This is a genomic window from Serratia sp. CY40230 (genome assembly GCF_052168835.1).
In the GTDB taxonomy this organism is placed as follows: Bacteria; Pseudomonadota; Gammaproteobacteria; order Enterobacterales; family Enterobacteriaceae; genus Serratia; species Serratia nematodiphila.
The window spans coordinates 578,223-591,930 of sequence record NZ_JBJNLX010000003.1 but is presented as its reverse complement, the minus strand read 5'-3'; the positions used below and the strand labels follow the sequence as shown (position 1 = coordinate 591,930).

The window sequence follows — 13,708 nt, the reverse complement described above, 5'->3', positions numbered from 1 at the left end:
GAGCGAGGTGACAGCAGATGTCCTCCTATCAAGACCACCAGGCCCTGTCAGGGCTGACGCTGGGCAAACCCACCGCCTACCGCGATCGCTACGACGCCACGTTGCTGCAGGCGGTGCCGCGCAGCATGAACCGCGAGCCGCTGGGGCTGTATCCCGACAACCTGCCCTTCCACGGCGCGGACATCTGGACGCTTTACGAACTCTCCTGGCTGAACGCCAACGGGCTGCCGCAGGTGGCGGTCGGCGAGATCAGCCTCAACGCCGACAGCCTGAACCTGATCGAATCGAAAAGCTTCAAACTGTATCTCAACAGCTTCAACCAAACCCCGTTCGCCGATTGGGAAACGGTGCGCAGCACCCTGCAGCGCGATCTGTCTGCCTGTGCCCAGGGCGAGGTAAGCGTCACCCTGTTCAGCGTCGAGCAGCTGGAAGGCACGCCGATCGCCCGTCTGGCCGGCGACTGCATCGACCAGCAGGATATCCGCATCGACAATTATGAGTTCAACGCCGACTACCTGCTGAACGCCGCCGGTGAAGAGGTGGTGGAAGAGCAATTGGTCAGCCACCTGCTGAAGTCCAACTGCCTGATCACCCATCAACCGGACTGGGGCTCGGTGCAGATAAGCTACCGCGGCGGCAAGATCGATCGCGAAGCGCTGCTGCGCTACCTGGTCTCCTTCCGCCACCACAACGAATTCCACGAGCAGTGCGTCGAGCGCATCTTCAACGATCTGATGCGCTACTGCCGGCCGCAAAGCCTGACGGTTTACGCCCGCTACACCCGCCGCGGCGGGCTGGACATCAACCCGTGGCGCAGCAACGTCGTATTCGCTCCCGCGCACGGCCGCCTGGCGCGCCAATAAGTGCGAAACATTGCTCAACAACTGAGCTAACGAGCGGTTTATGTTGGTAAAAGCCCAGGGACGGCGGTAAGGTTAAAACGAGGCTGTGGCCGGGCAGAGCGCCCGCTGCGCCGCAGCACGCCAACCATAACGAGATGCTGTTTTGCTGCGTATGGATTACTACCGCCCCGCACCGGGTGCAAAGGAGTTACCTTGATTACACACATCAGCCCGCTTGGCTCTATGGATTTATTGTCGCAGCTGGAAGTAGACATGCTGAAGCGCACCGCCAGCAGCGACCTGTACCGCCTGTTCCGCAACTGTTCGCTGGCCGTGTTGAACTCCGGCAGCCAAACCGACAACAGCAAACAGCTGCTGTCGCGCTATGAAACCTTCGACATCAACGTGCTGCGCCGCGAGCGCGGGGTGAAGCTGGAGCTGGTCAACCCGCCGGAAGAGGCGTTCGTCGACGGCCGCATCATCCGTTCGCTGCAGGCCAACCTGTTCGCCGTGTTGCGCGACATTCTGTTCGTGCACGGCCAAATCGCCAGCGCCGGCCGTTTCCAACACCTGAACCTGGAAAACTCGGCCCACATCACCAACCTGGTGTTCTCGATCCTGCGCAATGCGCGCACGCTGCATCTGGATGAAGATCCCAACATGGTGGTGTGCTGGGGCGGGCACTCGATCAACGAGAACGAATATCTGTACGCGCGCAAGGTCGGCAGCCAGCTGGGCCTGCGCGAGCTCAACATCTGCACCGGCTGCGGGCCGGGTGCCATGGAAGCGCCGATGAAAGGCGCAGCGGTCGGTCACGCGCAGCAGCGTTACCGCAACAGCCGCTTTATCGGCATGACCGAGCCTTCGATCATCGCCGCCGAGCCGCCTAACCCGCTGGTGAACGAGCTGGTGATCATGCCGGACATCGAAAAACGCCTGGAAGCCTTCGTGCGCATCGCGCATGGCATCATTATCTTCCCGGGCGGCGTCGGCACCGCCGAAGAGTTGCTGTACCTGTTGGGTATCCTGATGAACCCGGAGAACAGTGAACAGGTGCTGCCGCTGATCCTGACCGGACCGAAAGAGAGCGCCGACTACTTCCGCGTGCTGGACGAGTTCATCATGAACACGCTGGGCGACGAAGCGCGCCGCCATTACACCATCATCATCGACGATCCGGCGGAAGTGGCGCGGCAGATGAAAAAAGCCATGCCGCTGGTGAAGGAAAACCGCCGCAACACCGGCGACGCCTACAGCTTTAACTGGTCGATCCGCATCGCGCCGGATCTGCAACTGCCGTTCGAGCCGACCCACGAGAACATGGCGAACCTCAACCTGTATCCGAACCAGCCGCCGGAGCAATTGGCCGCCGCGCTGCGCCGCGCCTTCTCTGGCATCGTGGCCGGCAACGTGAAGGAAAACGGCATCCACGCCATTGAGCAGTTCGGCCCGTACAAGCTGCACGGCGAACCGCAAATGATGAAGCAGATGGACAGCCTGCTGCAGGGCTTTGTTGCCCAGCACCGTATGAAGCTGCCGGGCAGCGCCTATGTGCCCTGCTACGAAATCGTCGCCTGACCCTCAATCCCGGGCGGCGTAACGGCCGCCCTGTTTTTTCTGACCTTACCGCCCATGATGATACACCTACTGATTGTCGACGCCCTGAACCTCATCCGCCGCATTCACGCCGTGCAGGGCTCCCCTTGCGTCAACGCCTGCCGCCACGCGCTGCAGCAGTTGCTCCAGCACAGCCGCCCGACCCACGCGGTGGCGGTATTCGACGAGGACGACCGCAGCGACAGCTGGCGCCACCAAATTCTGCCGGACTACAAGGCCGGGCGCTCGCCGATGCCGGAAAACCTGCAGCAGGAGATGCCGCAGCTGCGCGAGGCCTTCGCCGAGTTGGGCGTCGCCAGCTGGCATTCGCCCGGCAATGAGGCGGACGATCTGGCGGCCACGCTGGCGGCGAAGGTCGCCGGCGGCGGCCACCAGGTGACCATCGTCTCCACCGACAAAGGCTATTGCCAACTGCTGGCGCCGAACGTACAAATTCGCGATTACTTCCAGAAACGCTGGCTGGATATGCCTTTCGTGCAACAGGAGTTTGGCGTGCAGCCGCAGCAGCTGCCGGACTACTGGGGGTTGGCGGGGATCGGCAGCAGCAAGATCCCCGGCGTGGCCGGCATCGGACCGAAAACCGCCGTGCTGCTGCTGCAGCAGTCGGGCACTCTGGACGGGCTTTATCAGCACCTGGAGCAGGTGCCGGAAAAATGGCGCAGTAAGCTGGAGCAGCACCGCGAGCTGGCCTACGTCAGCAAACGGGTCGCCACGCTGCGCACCGTTCTGTCGCTGGACGGCAACCTGCAGCAGCTGCGCCTGCCGATACAATAAGGGCGCTGCAAGCAGCGCCCTTCATCAAGGCTTCACGCGGTTAATCGCGCTCGTCGCGGCGGCCCGGCACCGCCGACCACATGCGGCGCACGTGTACGGTGATCTCTTCGCGATCGTGATACAGCTGCTTGGCGTGCACTTCAGCGCTGATGCCGGCGGCGCCCAACGCTTCGCGGATGCTCATCAGGTTTTGCGACACTTCCTCGTAGCGCTTTTTCATCGGCAGCTTGAGGTTAAAGATCGCTTCACGGCACCAGCCTTTCACCAGCCACTGAATCATCAGGCTGGTCACCTTCGCCGGTTTCTCCACCATGTCGCACACCAGCCAGTAGATCTTGCTGCTGTTCGGCTCGAACTTGAAGCCGTCGGCGCGGTGGTGCGTCACCTGGCCGGTTTCCATCAGGCTCGGCGCCATCGGGCCGTTATCCACCGAATGCACCATCATGCTGCGTTTCACCAGCTGATAGGTCCAGCCGCCCGGGCAGGCCCCCAGATCGACCGCGTGCATGCCGCTGGCCAGGCGCTCATCCCACTCGTCGGCGGGGATGAACACGTGGAACGCTTCTTCCAGCTTCAGCGTCGAACGGCTCGGCGCATCGGCCGGAAAACGCAGACGCGGAATGCCCATATAGAACGGTGAGTTGTTGTTGCTGTAGGAGTAACCGACGTAACAGCAGCCCGGCGCGATGAAAAATACATGCACCACCGGGCGAGTCGGGTTCTCGCGCGCCATCAGCACCTTCTGCTCGCGCATCGCGGCGCGCAGCGGCACCGTCAGCTTGCGGCAGAACTTCATCAGCTCTTTGCTTTCGTTGGTGTCCGGCACTTCCACCCGCAGCTCACCGCCGCGATCGACCACGCCGATCAGCATGCCGACGATCGGCGATACCCGATCTTCCGGCGGCAGATCGCGCAGCAGCTCCCCCACCACGATCATCTGGCGGGCGAAAATCAGTTCGCGGAACGGAATTTCCCGCGCCAGACGGTCGGCATCGTCCGGCTGATAGCATTCGAACAACACGTAACCGCTGTGCTCTTTTACCCGCGCAAAGCCGTAAATCTCCAGCTGGGCGGCTTTATCGGTGATCTCCGCCGCACACTCTTTTTCGAAGCCGGGGCGGCAGTACAACGCAATCTTATTCATGGCGCTCGGCCTTTTTCCTCAGACGCAAAGCGCCAATCAACATCAATATCCAGCCGATCAAGAAGCACACGCCGCCAACCGGCGTGATATATACCCAGACCTTCAGGTGCGACAGCGCCAGGCAATAGAGGCTGCCGCTGAACAACACGGTGCCGAACGCCAACAGCGCTCCGCTCCAGTAAAACCACAGGCTCACGCGGCGCTGCATCGCGACCGCCAGCGCCAGGATGGCCAGGGTATGGAACCCCTGATATTCCAGCCCGGTGCGGATCCAGGCCATTTCGTTGGCGCCCAGCGTGCCGCTTAACACATGCGCGCCGAATGCGCCCAACGCGACAAACACAAAGCCGCTGATAGCGGCGAAAACCAGCATGGAACGGCTGCTCATCGTGATCTATCCCATTAAAAATCACCGGCCGCGGCAAGGCGGCGGCCAGCCTTATTGTTCGTAGCGGAAGCGGAACTTCTCTTGTTCGCTGGCGGCGCGCGCCAGGATCCACTGCCGGAAGGCGGCTATTTTACCCAGTTCTGCCTGGCTGTCATGACATACCAGATAAAAAGCGTTTTTACTGACCAACACATCGTTGAACGGGCACACCAGGCGACCGGCTTCGATCTCGGTTTGCGCCATCACGTTATTCACCAGCGCCACGCCCTGGCCATGCACCGCCGCCTGCACCACCATGGCGCTGTGGCTGAAGATCGGCCCCTGCTGCACATTGATGTGTTGCAACCCCAGCTGGCGCGTATAGGCCAGCCAGTCGCGGCGTGAAACGTCATGCAGCAACGTATGATAAGCCAGATCGTCTGCGGTTTTCAGCGGATGATCGCCGGTCAGCAGGCTCGGCGAACAAACCGGCAGCAGATATTCCGCATACAGGCGCTCGGCGCGCAGCCCCGGCCAATTGCCGCGGCCGTAGAAAATCGCCACATCGACGTCGTCCGCCAGCTTGTCTTCTTCGCGGTCCACCGCCTGGATGCGCACATCGATCCCCGGATAAGCTGAGTTAAAGCCGGACAGGCGCGGCACCAGCCACTGAATGGCGAAGCTCGGCGGCAGACTGACGGTCAATGCCCCCTTGGCGCTGCGCGCCTGCAGCTTGCGCGTCGCCTCGTTGATCGAAGAGAAGATCTCCTTGATATCGAGGTAGTAACTTTGCCCCTCTTCGGTCAGCAGCAGCGAGCGGTTGCGCCGACGAAACAGCTTCAGCCCGAGGAAGTCCTCCAGCGACTTGATCTGGTGGCTCACCGCGGCCTGGGTCACGAACAGCTCTTCCGCCGCCTTGGTGAAACTCAGGTGGCGAGCGGCCGCATCGAACACGCGCAGCGCATTGAGGGGAGGTAAGCGTTTAGACATTAAATTAGCTACTTTTGTGTAACATTAATCCGAATGATTCGGCGCCGAAAATCGGGCGGCTTTGCGTGGCAAGCCATCGGTAAACGCTAACGGCGGATTGCCATTAGTTTTTTTTATCCGAGCCATTATAATTTGTCCGTTGAGGATGCGCCAGCAAATACCTATAGTGGCGGCACTTCCCGGGCCGGAACGAAAAGGGAGTGGGTGTCGAGGACGCCGATGAACTTTTGGCTTGTGGTTGTGATGTTGTGTTTGCAAATTGTCCGGCGATTCCGGACATGGTAGCTAGGCTACTGTTTTTTCACTTCCTGTACATTTACCCTGTCTGTCCATAGTGATTTTATGCAGCACCGCAAAACTTGCGGTGCTTTTTTTTGCCTGACGATTACTGGTTGCTTTCAACCATCTCTTTCACATCGGCGCGGTTGATCTGTTGCTCGACGCCGTTGGCGTCTTTATAGCTGATCATGCCGGTGTCGTTGTCCACTTTAGGCTTACCGTCAGCGACAATGGTGCGTCCGTCATTGGTATGCATCACGTAGTTGCTGGAACAGGCGGCCAGGGTGAACGTAAGCATCAGGGCAGAGATAACTGCGGCTGTTTTCTTCATTGAGGACTCCTTTGTAGTTTTAAATGCTGATAAATACCTTTTATGTGTATAGATGCGATTAATAAGCGCACGTTTAATAGCATAACAAACTTTCCCAATTTTGCCAGGCGATAAGTCCTAATCGGCGCGAACGCTTGTCTCCGGCGGCAAAATAGGACAGGATCACCCATCGACTCAAGCCAGTGACAATCAGGGTATGACGCCTTTTAACCCCAGCCTTTTTCGCCAACAGTTTCCCGCGCTCGCGCAGGACGGCATCTATCTGGACAGCGCCGCCACCGCGTTGAAACCGCAGGCGGTGATCGACGCCACGCAGCAGTTTTATCGCGACGACGCCGCCACCGTGCACCGCAGCCAGCATCGGGCGGCGCAGGATCTGACCGCCCGTTTCGAGCAGGCGCGCGGCCAGGTCGCGCAACTGATCCATGCGCCGTCGGCCGACGACATCGTCTGGACGCGCGGCACCACCGAGGCGATCAACCTGGTGGCACAGAGCTACCTGCGTCCGCGTCTGCAGCCGGGGGATGAAATTCTGGTGAGCGAAGCGGAACACCACGCCAACCTGATCCCCTGGCTGATGGTGGCGGATCAAACCGGCGCGCGGGTGGTGAAACTGCCGATCGGCGCCGATCGGTTGCCGGATTTGACGCAGCTGCCCACCCTGCTCAATGACAAAACCCGCCTGTTGGCGCTGGGGCAAATGTCCAACGTCACCGGCGGCTGCCCGGATCTGGCGCAGGCTATCGCGCTGGCCCATGCCGCCGGCGCGCGCGTAATGATCGACGGCGCCCAGGGCGTGGTTCACGGCCCGGCCGACGTACAGCGGCTCGACATCGATTTCTACGCCTTCTCCGGCCACAAGCTGTATGGCCCGACCGGCATCGGCGCGCTGTACGGCAAAGCCGAGCTGTTGGCGCAGATGGCGCCGTGGCAAGGAGGGGGAAAGATGCTGACCCAGGCGTCGTTCGACGGTTTTATCCCGCAAAAGCCGCCGCACTGCTTCGAGGCCGGCACGCCAAACATCGCCGGCGTGCTGGGATTGGCCGCCGCGCTCACCTGGCTCAGTGAACAGGACATGGCGGCGGCAGAGCGCTACAGCCGCGAGCTGGCGGACCGGGCGGAACAGCGGTTGGCGCAGCTGCCGGGCTTTCGCAGCTTCCGCAGTTCCGGTTCCAGCCTGCTGGCGTTCGATATCGCCGGCGTACACCACAGCGACATCATCACGCTGCTGGCGGAGCAAGGCATTGCGCTGCGCGCCGGCCAGCACTGTGCGCAGCCGCTGATGGCGGCGTTAGGCGTCAGCGGCACGCTGCGCGCGTCGTTCGCTCCCTACAATACTCAACAGGACGTCGATACGCTGGTCAGCGCGTTAACTCACGCCCTCGATCTGCTGGCCGACTGACTTGATTCCCGGAGACGCTATGCTCGCCCCCCATCCTTTTGGCCGAGAGGTCACCGCCGACGCGTTGATCGCCACCTTCAGCACGCTGAAACAGTGGGAAGACCGCTACCGCCAGCTGATTATGCTCGCAAAACGGCTGCCGCCGCTGCCGGAAGCCTTGCGCAGTGAAGAAATGGCATTGAGCGGTTGTGAAAACCGCGTCTGGCTGGGGCACCAGTTGCTGGAAGACGGCACGCTGCACTTCTATGGCGACAGCGAAGGCCGCATCGTGCGCGGCCTGCTGGCGGTGCTGCTGACCGAAGTGGAAGGGAAAACGCCGCCGCAGATCGCCGCAATGGATCCGCTGGCGCTGTTCGACCGCCTGGCATTGCGCGCGCAGCTGAGCGCCACCCGCGCCAGCGGCCTGGCGGCGTTGGCCGCCGCCGTAAAGGCGATCGCCGCCCGTTACGCCTGACGCGCCGCCTTCGCCACCATCTTTTTCAGCGCGTGCGACACGGCGACGAAGCCGAAGGTAGCGGTGACCATGGTCGCCGCGCCGAAACCTGCGCTGCAATCCATTCTTTTCGGCCCTTCCGCCGTGCTGCGCGAAGCGCATACCGAGCCGTCCGGCTGCGGATAAACCAGCGGCTCGCTGGAGAAGACGCAGTCGATACCCAGCTTGCCCTTGCCGTTTTTCACCACGTTGAAATCGTGCTTCAGCCGCTCGCGCAGTTTGGCGGCCAGCGGATCCTGAATGGTCTTCGCCAGATCGGCCACTTCGATTTTAGTCGGGTCTATTTGCCCGCCGGCGCCGCCGGTAGTCACCACCGGGATCTTGAAGCGGCGGCAGTAGGACAGCAGCGCCGCCTTCGGCCGCACGCTGTCGATCGCGTCGATGACATAGCTGAAGTTATGGTCCAGCAGCTCGGCGACGTTGTCCGGAGTGATGAAATCATCGATGCAGGTCACCCGGCATTCCGGGTTAATCGCCAGGATGCGCTCCGCCATCACCTCGGTTTTGGATTGCCCGACATGCTGACGCAATGCGTGGATTTGACGATTGGTATTGGTGACGCAGATATCATCCATGTCGATCAGGGTGATGGCGCCGATGCCAGTGCGCGCCAGCGCCTCAGCCGCCCAGGAACCCACGCCGCCGATGCCGATCACGCAGACGTGTGCCTGCGCGAACACCGCCAGCGCCTGCTGGCCGTACAACCGCGCCGTGCCGCCGAAACGCTGTAGATAGGCTTCCGAATAAGCTGTGCTCATAACGCTTTAATTACCTTCGTAATGCAAATGATAAGGGCCGGAAAATCCGGCCCTTGCGGGTCAATCTTTTCACACCGCGCGCGTTTACCGGGTGGCCAACAACGAACCGCCGCCGTTTGACTGATTGGCGCTGAACAGCTGGCCGCCGCCGTTGTTCTTCAGCACCCAGACGCGGCCGTAGTGGTTGTAGTACCCCGCCGAGTGGCCGGCTTCCGGCCCGATGCCCTGATACATGTCAAAATGCTGGCCCTTGATGGCGCCGCCCACGTCGAGCGCGACCATCAGACGCATCTCGTATTTTCCCGTGAATTTACCCTTGTTGTCCAGCAGCGGCACTTCGGCCAGCAGCGTGGTGCCCGCCGGGATCAGCGAACGGTCGGAAGCCACCGAGGCTTTGGCAATCAGCGGCACCGCACTGGCGCCTTTCACCGGCGCAAAAGCTTCCGGGCGGAAGAACACGAACGACGGGTTCTGCTCCAGCAGCTCACGCACCTCTGCGGCGCTGTGGGTATCCGCCCACTGACGGATCGCCTGCATCGACATGTCCGCCTTGGCCACTTCGCCGCGATCGATCAGCACCTTGCCGATGCTGCGATAGGCGTGGCCGTTCTTGCCGCCGTAGCCGAAGAACACCAGCGGCTGGCCGTTGCCGTAGTCGACATAACCGCTGCCCTGGACTTCCATCATGAAGTTGTCCATCAGCGAGTTGGTGTAAGCGATGATATAGCGATCGTCGAGCGCGCCGGAGTAGATGCCCGCGCGATCCGGCAAGCGGCCCCTGCCCTTCGGCGGCATGCGGTACAGCGGATAGCGGAACTCGCCCTGTTGGGTATAGCGCGCCTGCACCACCGGCGTATAGTAGCCGGTAAATTGCACGTTGCCGTAATTGTCGACGCCTTCCATCTGGTAAGCGCTGAGGCCGTACTGGCTCAGCATGCGCGTGTCGGCACCGGACGCCATCCAGCTTTGCACCGCCTGATAGGTGCTGTTGTTGCGGTTAAACAGCGAAGGCGACGCGTACTTGATCTCCATCAGCTGATCCGAGTAATCCTTGGCGTTGACCGGCGAACCTTTGGCGTTGGGCTGATTGACCAGCTCCAGCGATTGATCCAGACGGCCGTCCTTATATTGCTGCCCCCGATCGGTCGGCTTGGACGAACAGCCCGCCAACACCGCCACCATCAACCCGCCCAGCAGGTATTTGCCCCAACGTCCTTTCATCGCGCACACTCTCAAACTGATATGATCTACCGGCTGAACGATAACAAACGCTCATTGATAAAGGAATCGCTGCAAATAAAAAAAGCCGCACGGAGGATGGTGATGAAAAAGAAGGCAAATTGCGGGCAAATTCAGCAGAAAAATGGGTTTAGGGCAATAAAATGCAAAAAGGGTTTGCAACAAAACGCATGGAGAGTATAGTGCGCATCCATCGGACGCGGGGTGGAGCAGCCTGGTAGCTCGTCGGGCTCATAACCCGAAGGTCGTCGGTTCAAATCCGGCCCCCGCAACCAACCGATGCCGCATTGGCGGTATTTTTCGTTTGGTTACGATAACAAAGTATTACACGGACGCGGGGTGGAGCAGCCTGGTAGCTCGTCGGGCTCATAACCCGAAGGTCGTCGGTTCAAATCCGGCCCCCGCAACCAACCGAATGTCGTACCAGCGGCATAACATGAACGGTGGTTTCGTCGTAATACCGCATCAAGACGGACGCGGGGTGGAGCAGCCTGGTAGCTCGTCGGGCTCATAACCCGAAGGTCGTCGGTTCAAATCCGGCCCCCGCAACCAACTCTTGATGACAACAGATAAGCACCCTGACGGGTGTTTTTTTGTATCTGCAATCCGCGAAAACAGCCGGACTCGCGCCCGGCCCTGCCGTTATCGACTCGCCAGCGCGCCGCCGTTGGCGAAATAAGCCTTGATGCCCGCCAGAATCGACTCCGCCACCTGCTGCTGGAAATGGCTGGTGCGCAGCTTGCGCTCCTCTTCGATGTTGCTGATAAACGCCGTTTCCACCAGGATCGACGGGATATCCGGCGCCTTCAACACCGCAAAACCGGCCTGATCGACGCGATTCTTGTGCAACCGGTTGATTTTGCCCATCCGGTTCAACACTTCCTTGCCGAATTTCAGGCTGTCGTTGATGGTCGCGGTCTGGATCAGATCGAACATGGTGTGGTCGAGATAGCGGTCGCCGCTCTTGCTGACGCCGCCGATTTGGTCCGAGGCATTCTGCGTCTGCGCCAGGAACTTGGCCGCCGAGCTGGTGGCGCCTTTGGTGGACAATGCGAACACCGATGACCCGCGCGCCGCGCGGCTGGTGAAGGCGTCGGCGTGAATCGAAACGAACAGATCGGCACGCTGCTTGCGCGCCTTGGCGACGCGCACCTTGAGCGGAATAAACACGTCTTCATTACGCGTCATGAACACTTTCATGTTCGGCTCGCGCTTGATCATGGCGCTCAGCTTGCGGGCAATCTGCAGCACGATGTCTTTCTCGCGCGTCTTGTACTTGCCGATCGCGCCGGGATCTTCGCCGCCGTGGCCAGGATCCAGCATGATGACGATCGGCCGATCGCGCCCCGCTTTGCCGGCCTGCGGCGCTTCCGGCGGCAGCGTGCGCTCCAGATCGCCCTTGTTGTAATCTTCCAGTAACGCCAGTAGCGGATCATATTCCTCGCCGCCGCTGCCGCCCTTGGTCGGATAGAGATCCATCACCAGACGGTTGCGGTACTCCGGCACCGGCGCCAGCGTGAAAATATGCGGGCTGACGCTTTGTTTGAGCTCCAGCACCAGCCGCACGGTATTCTGATCGAACTGGCCGACGCGCGCCTGCTTGAGATAAGGATCGTCGGCGCGCACCTGCCCGGCGATGCCTTTCAGCACGCTGTTGAGGTGAACGCCTTCGATATCCACCACCACGCGATCGGGATTGGTCAGGGCGAACTGCTTGTATTTCAGCTCGACGTTGGATTCCAGCGTGACGCGTGTATAGGTGGAGGATGGCCAGACGCGCACGGCGATCACGTGCGATGATGCGGCGAAGCCCGTACGACTCACACTCAGCAACCAGCTGGCGGCAACGCCCTGTAATAAACGACGGCGGCCCAGATTGTGATTAGCGTTTGGCATGCGGCTCCGGCAGTAATAGCTGTTTACAACAGATGAAAAAAACACCAATGAAATGGGGATGCCGAAAACTTTAACCAATCATTCCAGCCCTGTCATCAGAAAATCTTTTTATGGTTTTTCAATTTATTAACGATTTAGCGCCCTTAGCGCACGCTTCATGACGATTTCCCACTTGCCATCGGCGCAATAAAAGAATAAAAATACAAAAATATCGTATAAATATGCAAAGAGGTTTGGCCGTGAAGGAACGTAGTACAGAGCTGGTGCAAGGATTCCGTCACTCAGTCCCCTATATCAACGCCCACCGCGGCAAGACGTTTGTCATCATGCTCGGCGGGGAAGCCATCGAACACGAGAATTTCTCCAACATCGTCAACGATATCGGGTTGCTGCATAGCCTGGGCATTCGCCTGGTGGTGGTTTACGGCGCGCGGCCGCAGATCGACGCCAATCTGGCGCAGCATAACTATGAGCCGATCTACCACAAACACACCCGCGTGACCGACGCCCATACGCTGGAGCTGGTCAAGCAGGCCGCCGGCCTGCTGCAGCTCGACATCACCGCCCGACTGTCGATGAGCCTCAACAACACGCCGCTGCAAGGCGCGCATATCAACGTAGTCAGCGGCAACTTCATCATCGCGCAGCCGCTGGGCGTTGATGACGGCATCGACTACTGCCACAGCGGCCGCATTCGCCGCATCGATGAAGAAGCGATCCACCGTCAGCTCGACAGCAACGCCATCGTGCTGATCGGCCCGGTCGCGGTTTCGGTCACCGGCGAGAGCTTCAACCTGACGTCAGAAGAAGTGGCTACCCAGTTGGCGATCAAGCTGAAGGCGGAAAAAATGATCGGTTTCTGCTCCTCGCAGGGCGTGACCGACGCGGAAGGCAACATCCTTTCCGAGCTGTTCCCCAACGACGCGCAAAAGCGTCTTGAAGAGCTGGAGGAAGGCGGTGATTACCATTCCGGCACCGTGCGCTTCCTGCGCGGCGCGGTGAAAGGCTGCCGCAGCGGCGTGCGCCGCAGCCATCTGATCAGCTATCAGGAGGACGGCGCGCTGGTGCAAGAACTGTTCTCACGCGACGGCATCGGCACCCAAATCGTGATGGAGAGCGCCGAACAGGTGCGCCGGGCGACGATCAACGACATCGGCGGTATTCTGGAGCTCATCCGGCCGCTCGAACAGCAGGGTATTCTGGTGCGCCGTTCGCGTGAACAGCTGGAGATGGAGATCGACAAGTTCACCATTATCGAACGCGACAACCTGACCATCGCCTGTGCGGCGCTGTACCCGTTCCCGGAGGAAAAAATCGGTGAGATGGCCTGCGTGGCGGTGCATCCCGATTACCGCAGCTCTTCGCGCGGCGAGATGCTGCTGCAGCGGGTGGAAAATCAGGCGCGGCAGATGGGATTGAAGAAGCTGTTCGTGCTGACCACCCGCAGCATCCACTGGTTCCAGGAGCGTGGCTTCACTCCGGCAGAGGTCGACGTGCTGCCGATGCAAAAGCAGGCGCTGTACAACTATCAGCGCCGTTCCAAAATCCTGCTGGCCGATCTGTAATCTCCGCGGCG

General features: G+C 60.4%; 13 protein-coding genes and 3 tRNA genes. 9 read left to right on the top strand and 7 right to left on the bottom strand.

The genetic code is table 11. The features are described 5' to 3' along the window. The first annotated feature begins 17 nt into the window (after window positions 1-17). The 3 genes from queF to xni all read left to right on the top strand — a co-directional run bounded on the left by queF (window position 18) and on the right by xni (window position 3,233). Window positions 18-863 carry an NADPH-dependent 7-cyano-7-deazaguanine reductase QueF gene (gene queF / locus ACJ8IJ_RS14410; protein ID WP_004931905.1) on the top strand — a complete coding sequence of 282 codons (846 nt, stop codon included), beginning with the start codon at window positions 18-20 and terminating at the stop codon, window positions 861-863. Window positions 864-1,055: 192 nt separating this feature from the next. Then, complete coding sequence (gene ppnN, locus ACJ8IJ_RS14405; protein WP_021505658.1) at window positions 1,056-2,420, top strand: nucleotide 5'-monophosphate nucleosidase PpnN; 1,365 nt, start codon at window positions 1,056-1,058, stop codon at window positions 2,418-2,420. A 54-nt stretch (window positions 2,421-2,474) separates the two neighbouring features. Then, a complete protein-coding gene (gene xni / locus ACJ8IJ_RS14400; protein WP_442518654.1) occupies window positions 2,475-3,233 on the top strand; it encodes a flap endonuclease Xni in 759 nt (252 codons plus the stop codon). 40 nt (window positions 3,234-3,273) lie between these two features. Here xni and rlmM read toward each other — a convergent pair whose 3' ends face one another. The 4 genes from rlmM to ACJ8IJ_RS14380 form a co-directional block, all read right to left on the bottom strand. Beyond that, a complete protein-coding gene (gene rlmM / locus ACJ8IJ_RS14395; RefSeq protein WP_004931897.1) occupies window positions 3,274-4,377 on the bottom strand; it encodes a 23S rRNA (cytidine(2498)-2'-O)-methyltransferase RlmM in 1,104 nt (367 codons plus the stop codon). Beyond that, entirely contained in the window at window positions 4,370-4,765 is a 396-nt protein-coding gene (locus ACJ8IJ_RS14390; protein ID WP_004931896.1) for a DUF423 domain-containing protein, read from the bottom strand. The genes rlmM and ACJ8IJ_RS14390 overlap by 8 nt, the downstream gene beginning before the upstream one ends. 51 nt (window positions 4,766-4,816) lie before the next feature. After that, window positions 4,817-5,734 carry a transcriptional regulator GcvA gene (locus ACJ8IJ_RS14385; RefSeq protein ID WP_004931894.1) on the bottom strand — a complete coding sequence of 306 codons (918 nt, stop codon included), beginning with the start codon at window positions 5,732-5,734 and terminating at the stop codon, window positions 4,817-4,819. Between the two features lie 385 nt (window positions 5,735-6,119). Then, a complete protein-coding gene (locus ACJ8IJ_RS14380; protein ID WP_004931891.1) occupies window positions 6,120-6,344 on the bottom strand; it encodes a YgdI/YgdR family lipoprotein in 225 nt (74 codons plus the stop codon). A 196-nt stretch (window positions 6,345-6,540) separates the two neighbouring features. On the opposite strand from ACJ8IJ_RS14380, the gene csdA reads away from it, so the two are divergent. Further along, window positions 6,541-7,746 carry a cysteine desulfurase CsdA gene (gene csdA, locus ACJ8IJ_RS14375; RefSeq protein WP_442518655.1) on the top strand — a complete coding sequence of 402 codons (1,206 nt, stop codon included), beginning with the start codon at window positions 6,541-6,543 and terminating at the stop codon, window positions 7,744-7,746. Between the two features lie 19 nt (window positions 7,747-7,765). Then, window positions 7,766-8,200: a cysteine desulfurase sulfur acceptor subunit CsdE gene (csdE, locus tag ACJ8IJ_RS14370; RefSeq protein ID WP_004931888.1), complete on the top strand. Its 435-nt coding sequence runs from the start codon at window positions 7,766-7,768 to the stop codon at window positions 8,198-8,200. Here csdE and tcdA read toward each other — a convergent pair. Together tcdA and mltA are read right to left on the bottom strand one after the other, a co-directional pair. Next, window positions 8,191-8,997, bottom strand: a complete 807-nt coding sequence (tcdA, locus tag ACJ8IJ_RS14365; protein ID WP_049187677.1) for a tRNA cyclic N6-threonylcarbamoyladenosine(37) synthase TcdA — start codon at window positions 8,995-8,997, stop codon at window positions 8,191-8,193. The two genes, csdE and tcdA, sit on opposite strands and share 10 nt — an antisense overlap. Window positions 8,998-9,081: 84 nt before the next feature. Then, window positions 9,082-10,218, bottom strand: a complete 1,137-nt coding sequence (mltA, locus tag ACJ8IJ_RS14360) for a murein transglycosylase A (RefSeq protein WP_004931884.1) — start codon at window positions 10,216-10,218, stop codon at window positions 9,082-9,084. 216 nt (window positions 10,219-10,434) lie between these two features. Here mltA and ACJ8IJ_RS14355 point away from each other — a divergent pair. The 3 genes from ACJ8IJ_RS14355 (at window position 10,435) to ACJ8IJ_RS14345 (ending at window position 10,788) form a co-directional block, all read left to right on the top strand. Next, window positions 10,435-10,511 (top strand) — tRNA-Met (locus tag ACJ8IJ_RS14355). Window positions 10,512-10,569: 58 nt separating this feature from the next. Next, window positions 10,570-10,646: transfer RNA gene (locus ACJ8IJ_RS14350), tRNA-Met, on the top strand. A 65-nt stretch (window positions 10,647-10,711) separates the two neighbouring features. Next, window positions 10,712-10,788, top strand: a tRNA-Met gene (locus tag ACJ8IJ_RS14345). Window positions 10,789-10,878: 90 nt separating this feature from the next. On the opposite strand, the gene amiC is transcribed toward ACJ8IJ_RS14345, so the two are convergent. After that, window positions 10,879-12,132 carry an N-acetylmuramoyl-L-alanine amidase AmiC gene (amiC, locus tag ACJ8IJ_RS14340; RefSeq protein WP_004931882.1) on the bottom strand — a complete coding sequence of 418 codons (1,254 nt, stop codon included), beginning with the start codon at window positions 12,130-12,132 and terminating at the stop codon, window positions 10,879-10,881. Between the two features lie 239 nt (window positions 12,133-12,371). On the opposite strand from amiC, the gene argA reads away from it, so the two are divergent. Beyond that, on the top strand, window positions 12,372-13,697 hold the full coding sequence (gene argA / locus ACJ8IJ_RS14335) for an amino-acid N-acetyltransferase (protein WP_015378910.1): 1,326 nt from the start codon (window positions 12,372-12,374) through the stop codon (window positions 13,695-13,697). The last annotated feature ends 11 nt before the right edge of the window (window positions 13,698-13,708 follow it).

Coding starts and splice junctions, on each gene's coding strand:
- mltA (WP_004931884.1), bottom strand. CDS start 10,218: ATGAAAGGACGTTGGGGCAAATACCTGCTGGGCGGGTTGATGGTGGCG.
- ACJ8IJ_RS14385 (WP_004931894.1), bottom strand. CDS start 5,734: ATGTCTAAACGCTTACCTCCCCTCAATGCGCTGCGCGTGTTCGATGCG.
- ACJ8IJ_RS14380 (WP_004931891.1), bottom strand. CDS start 6,344: ATGAAGAAAACAGCCGCAGTTATCTCTGCCCTGATGCTTACGTTCACC.
- csdA (WP_442518655.1), top strand. CDS start 6,541: ATGACGCCTTTTAACCCCAGCCTTTTTCGCCAACAGTTTCCCGCGCTC.
- tcdA (WP_049187677.1), bottom strand. CDS start 8,997: ATGAGCACAGCTTATTCGGAAGCCTATCTACAGCGTTTCGGCGGCACG.
- amiC (WP_004931882.1), bottom strand. CDS start 12,132: ATGCCAAACGCTAATCACAATCTGGGCCGCCGTCGTTTATTACAGGGC.
- queF (WP_004931905.1), top strand. CDS start 18: ATGTCCTCCTATCAAGACCACCAGGCCCTGTCAGGGCTGACGCTGGGC.
- rlmM (WP_004931897.1), bottom strand. CDS start 4,377: ATGAATAAGATTGCGTTGTACTGCCGCCCCGGCTTCGAAAAAGAGTGT.
- xni (WP_442518654.1), top strand. CDS start 2,475: ATGATGATACACCTACTGATTGTCGACGCCCTGAACCTCATCCGCCGC.
- ACJ8IJ_RS14390 (WP_004931896.1), bottom strand. CDS start 4,765: ATGAGCAGCCGTTCCATGCTGGTTTTCGCCGCTATCAGCGGCTTTGTG.
- csdE (WP_004931888.1), top strand. CDS start 7,766: ATGCTCGCCCCCCATCCTTTTGGCCGAGAGGTCACCGCCGACGCGTTG.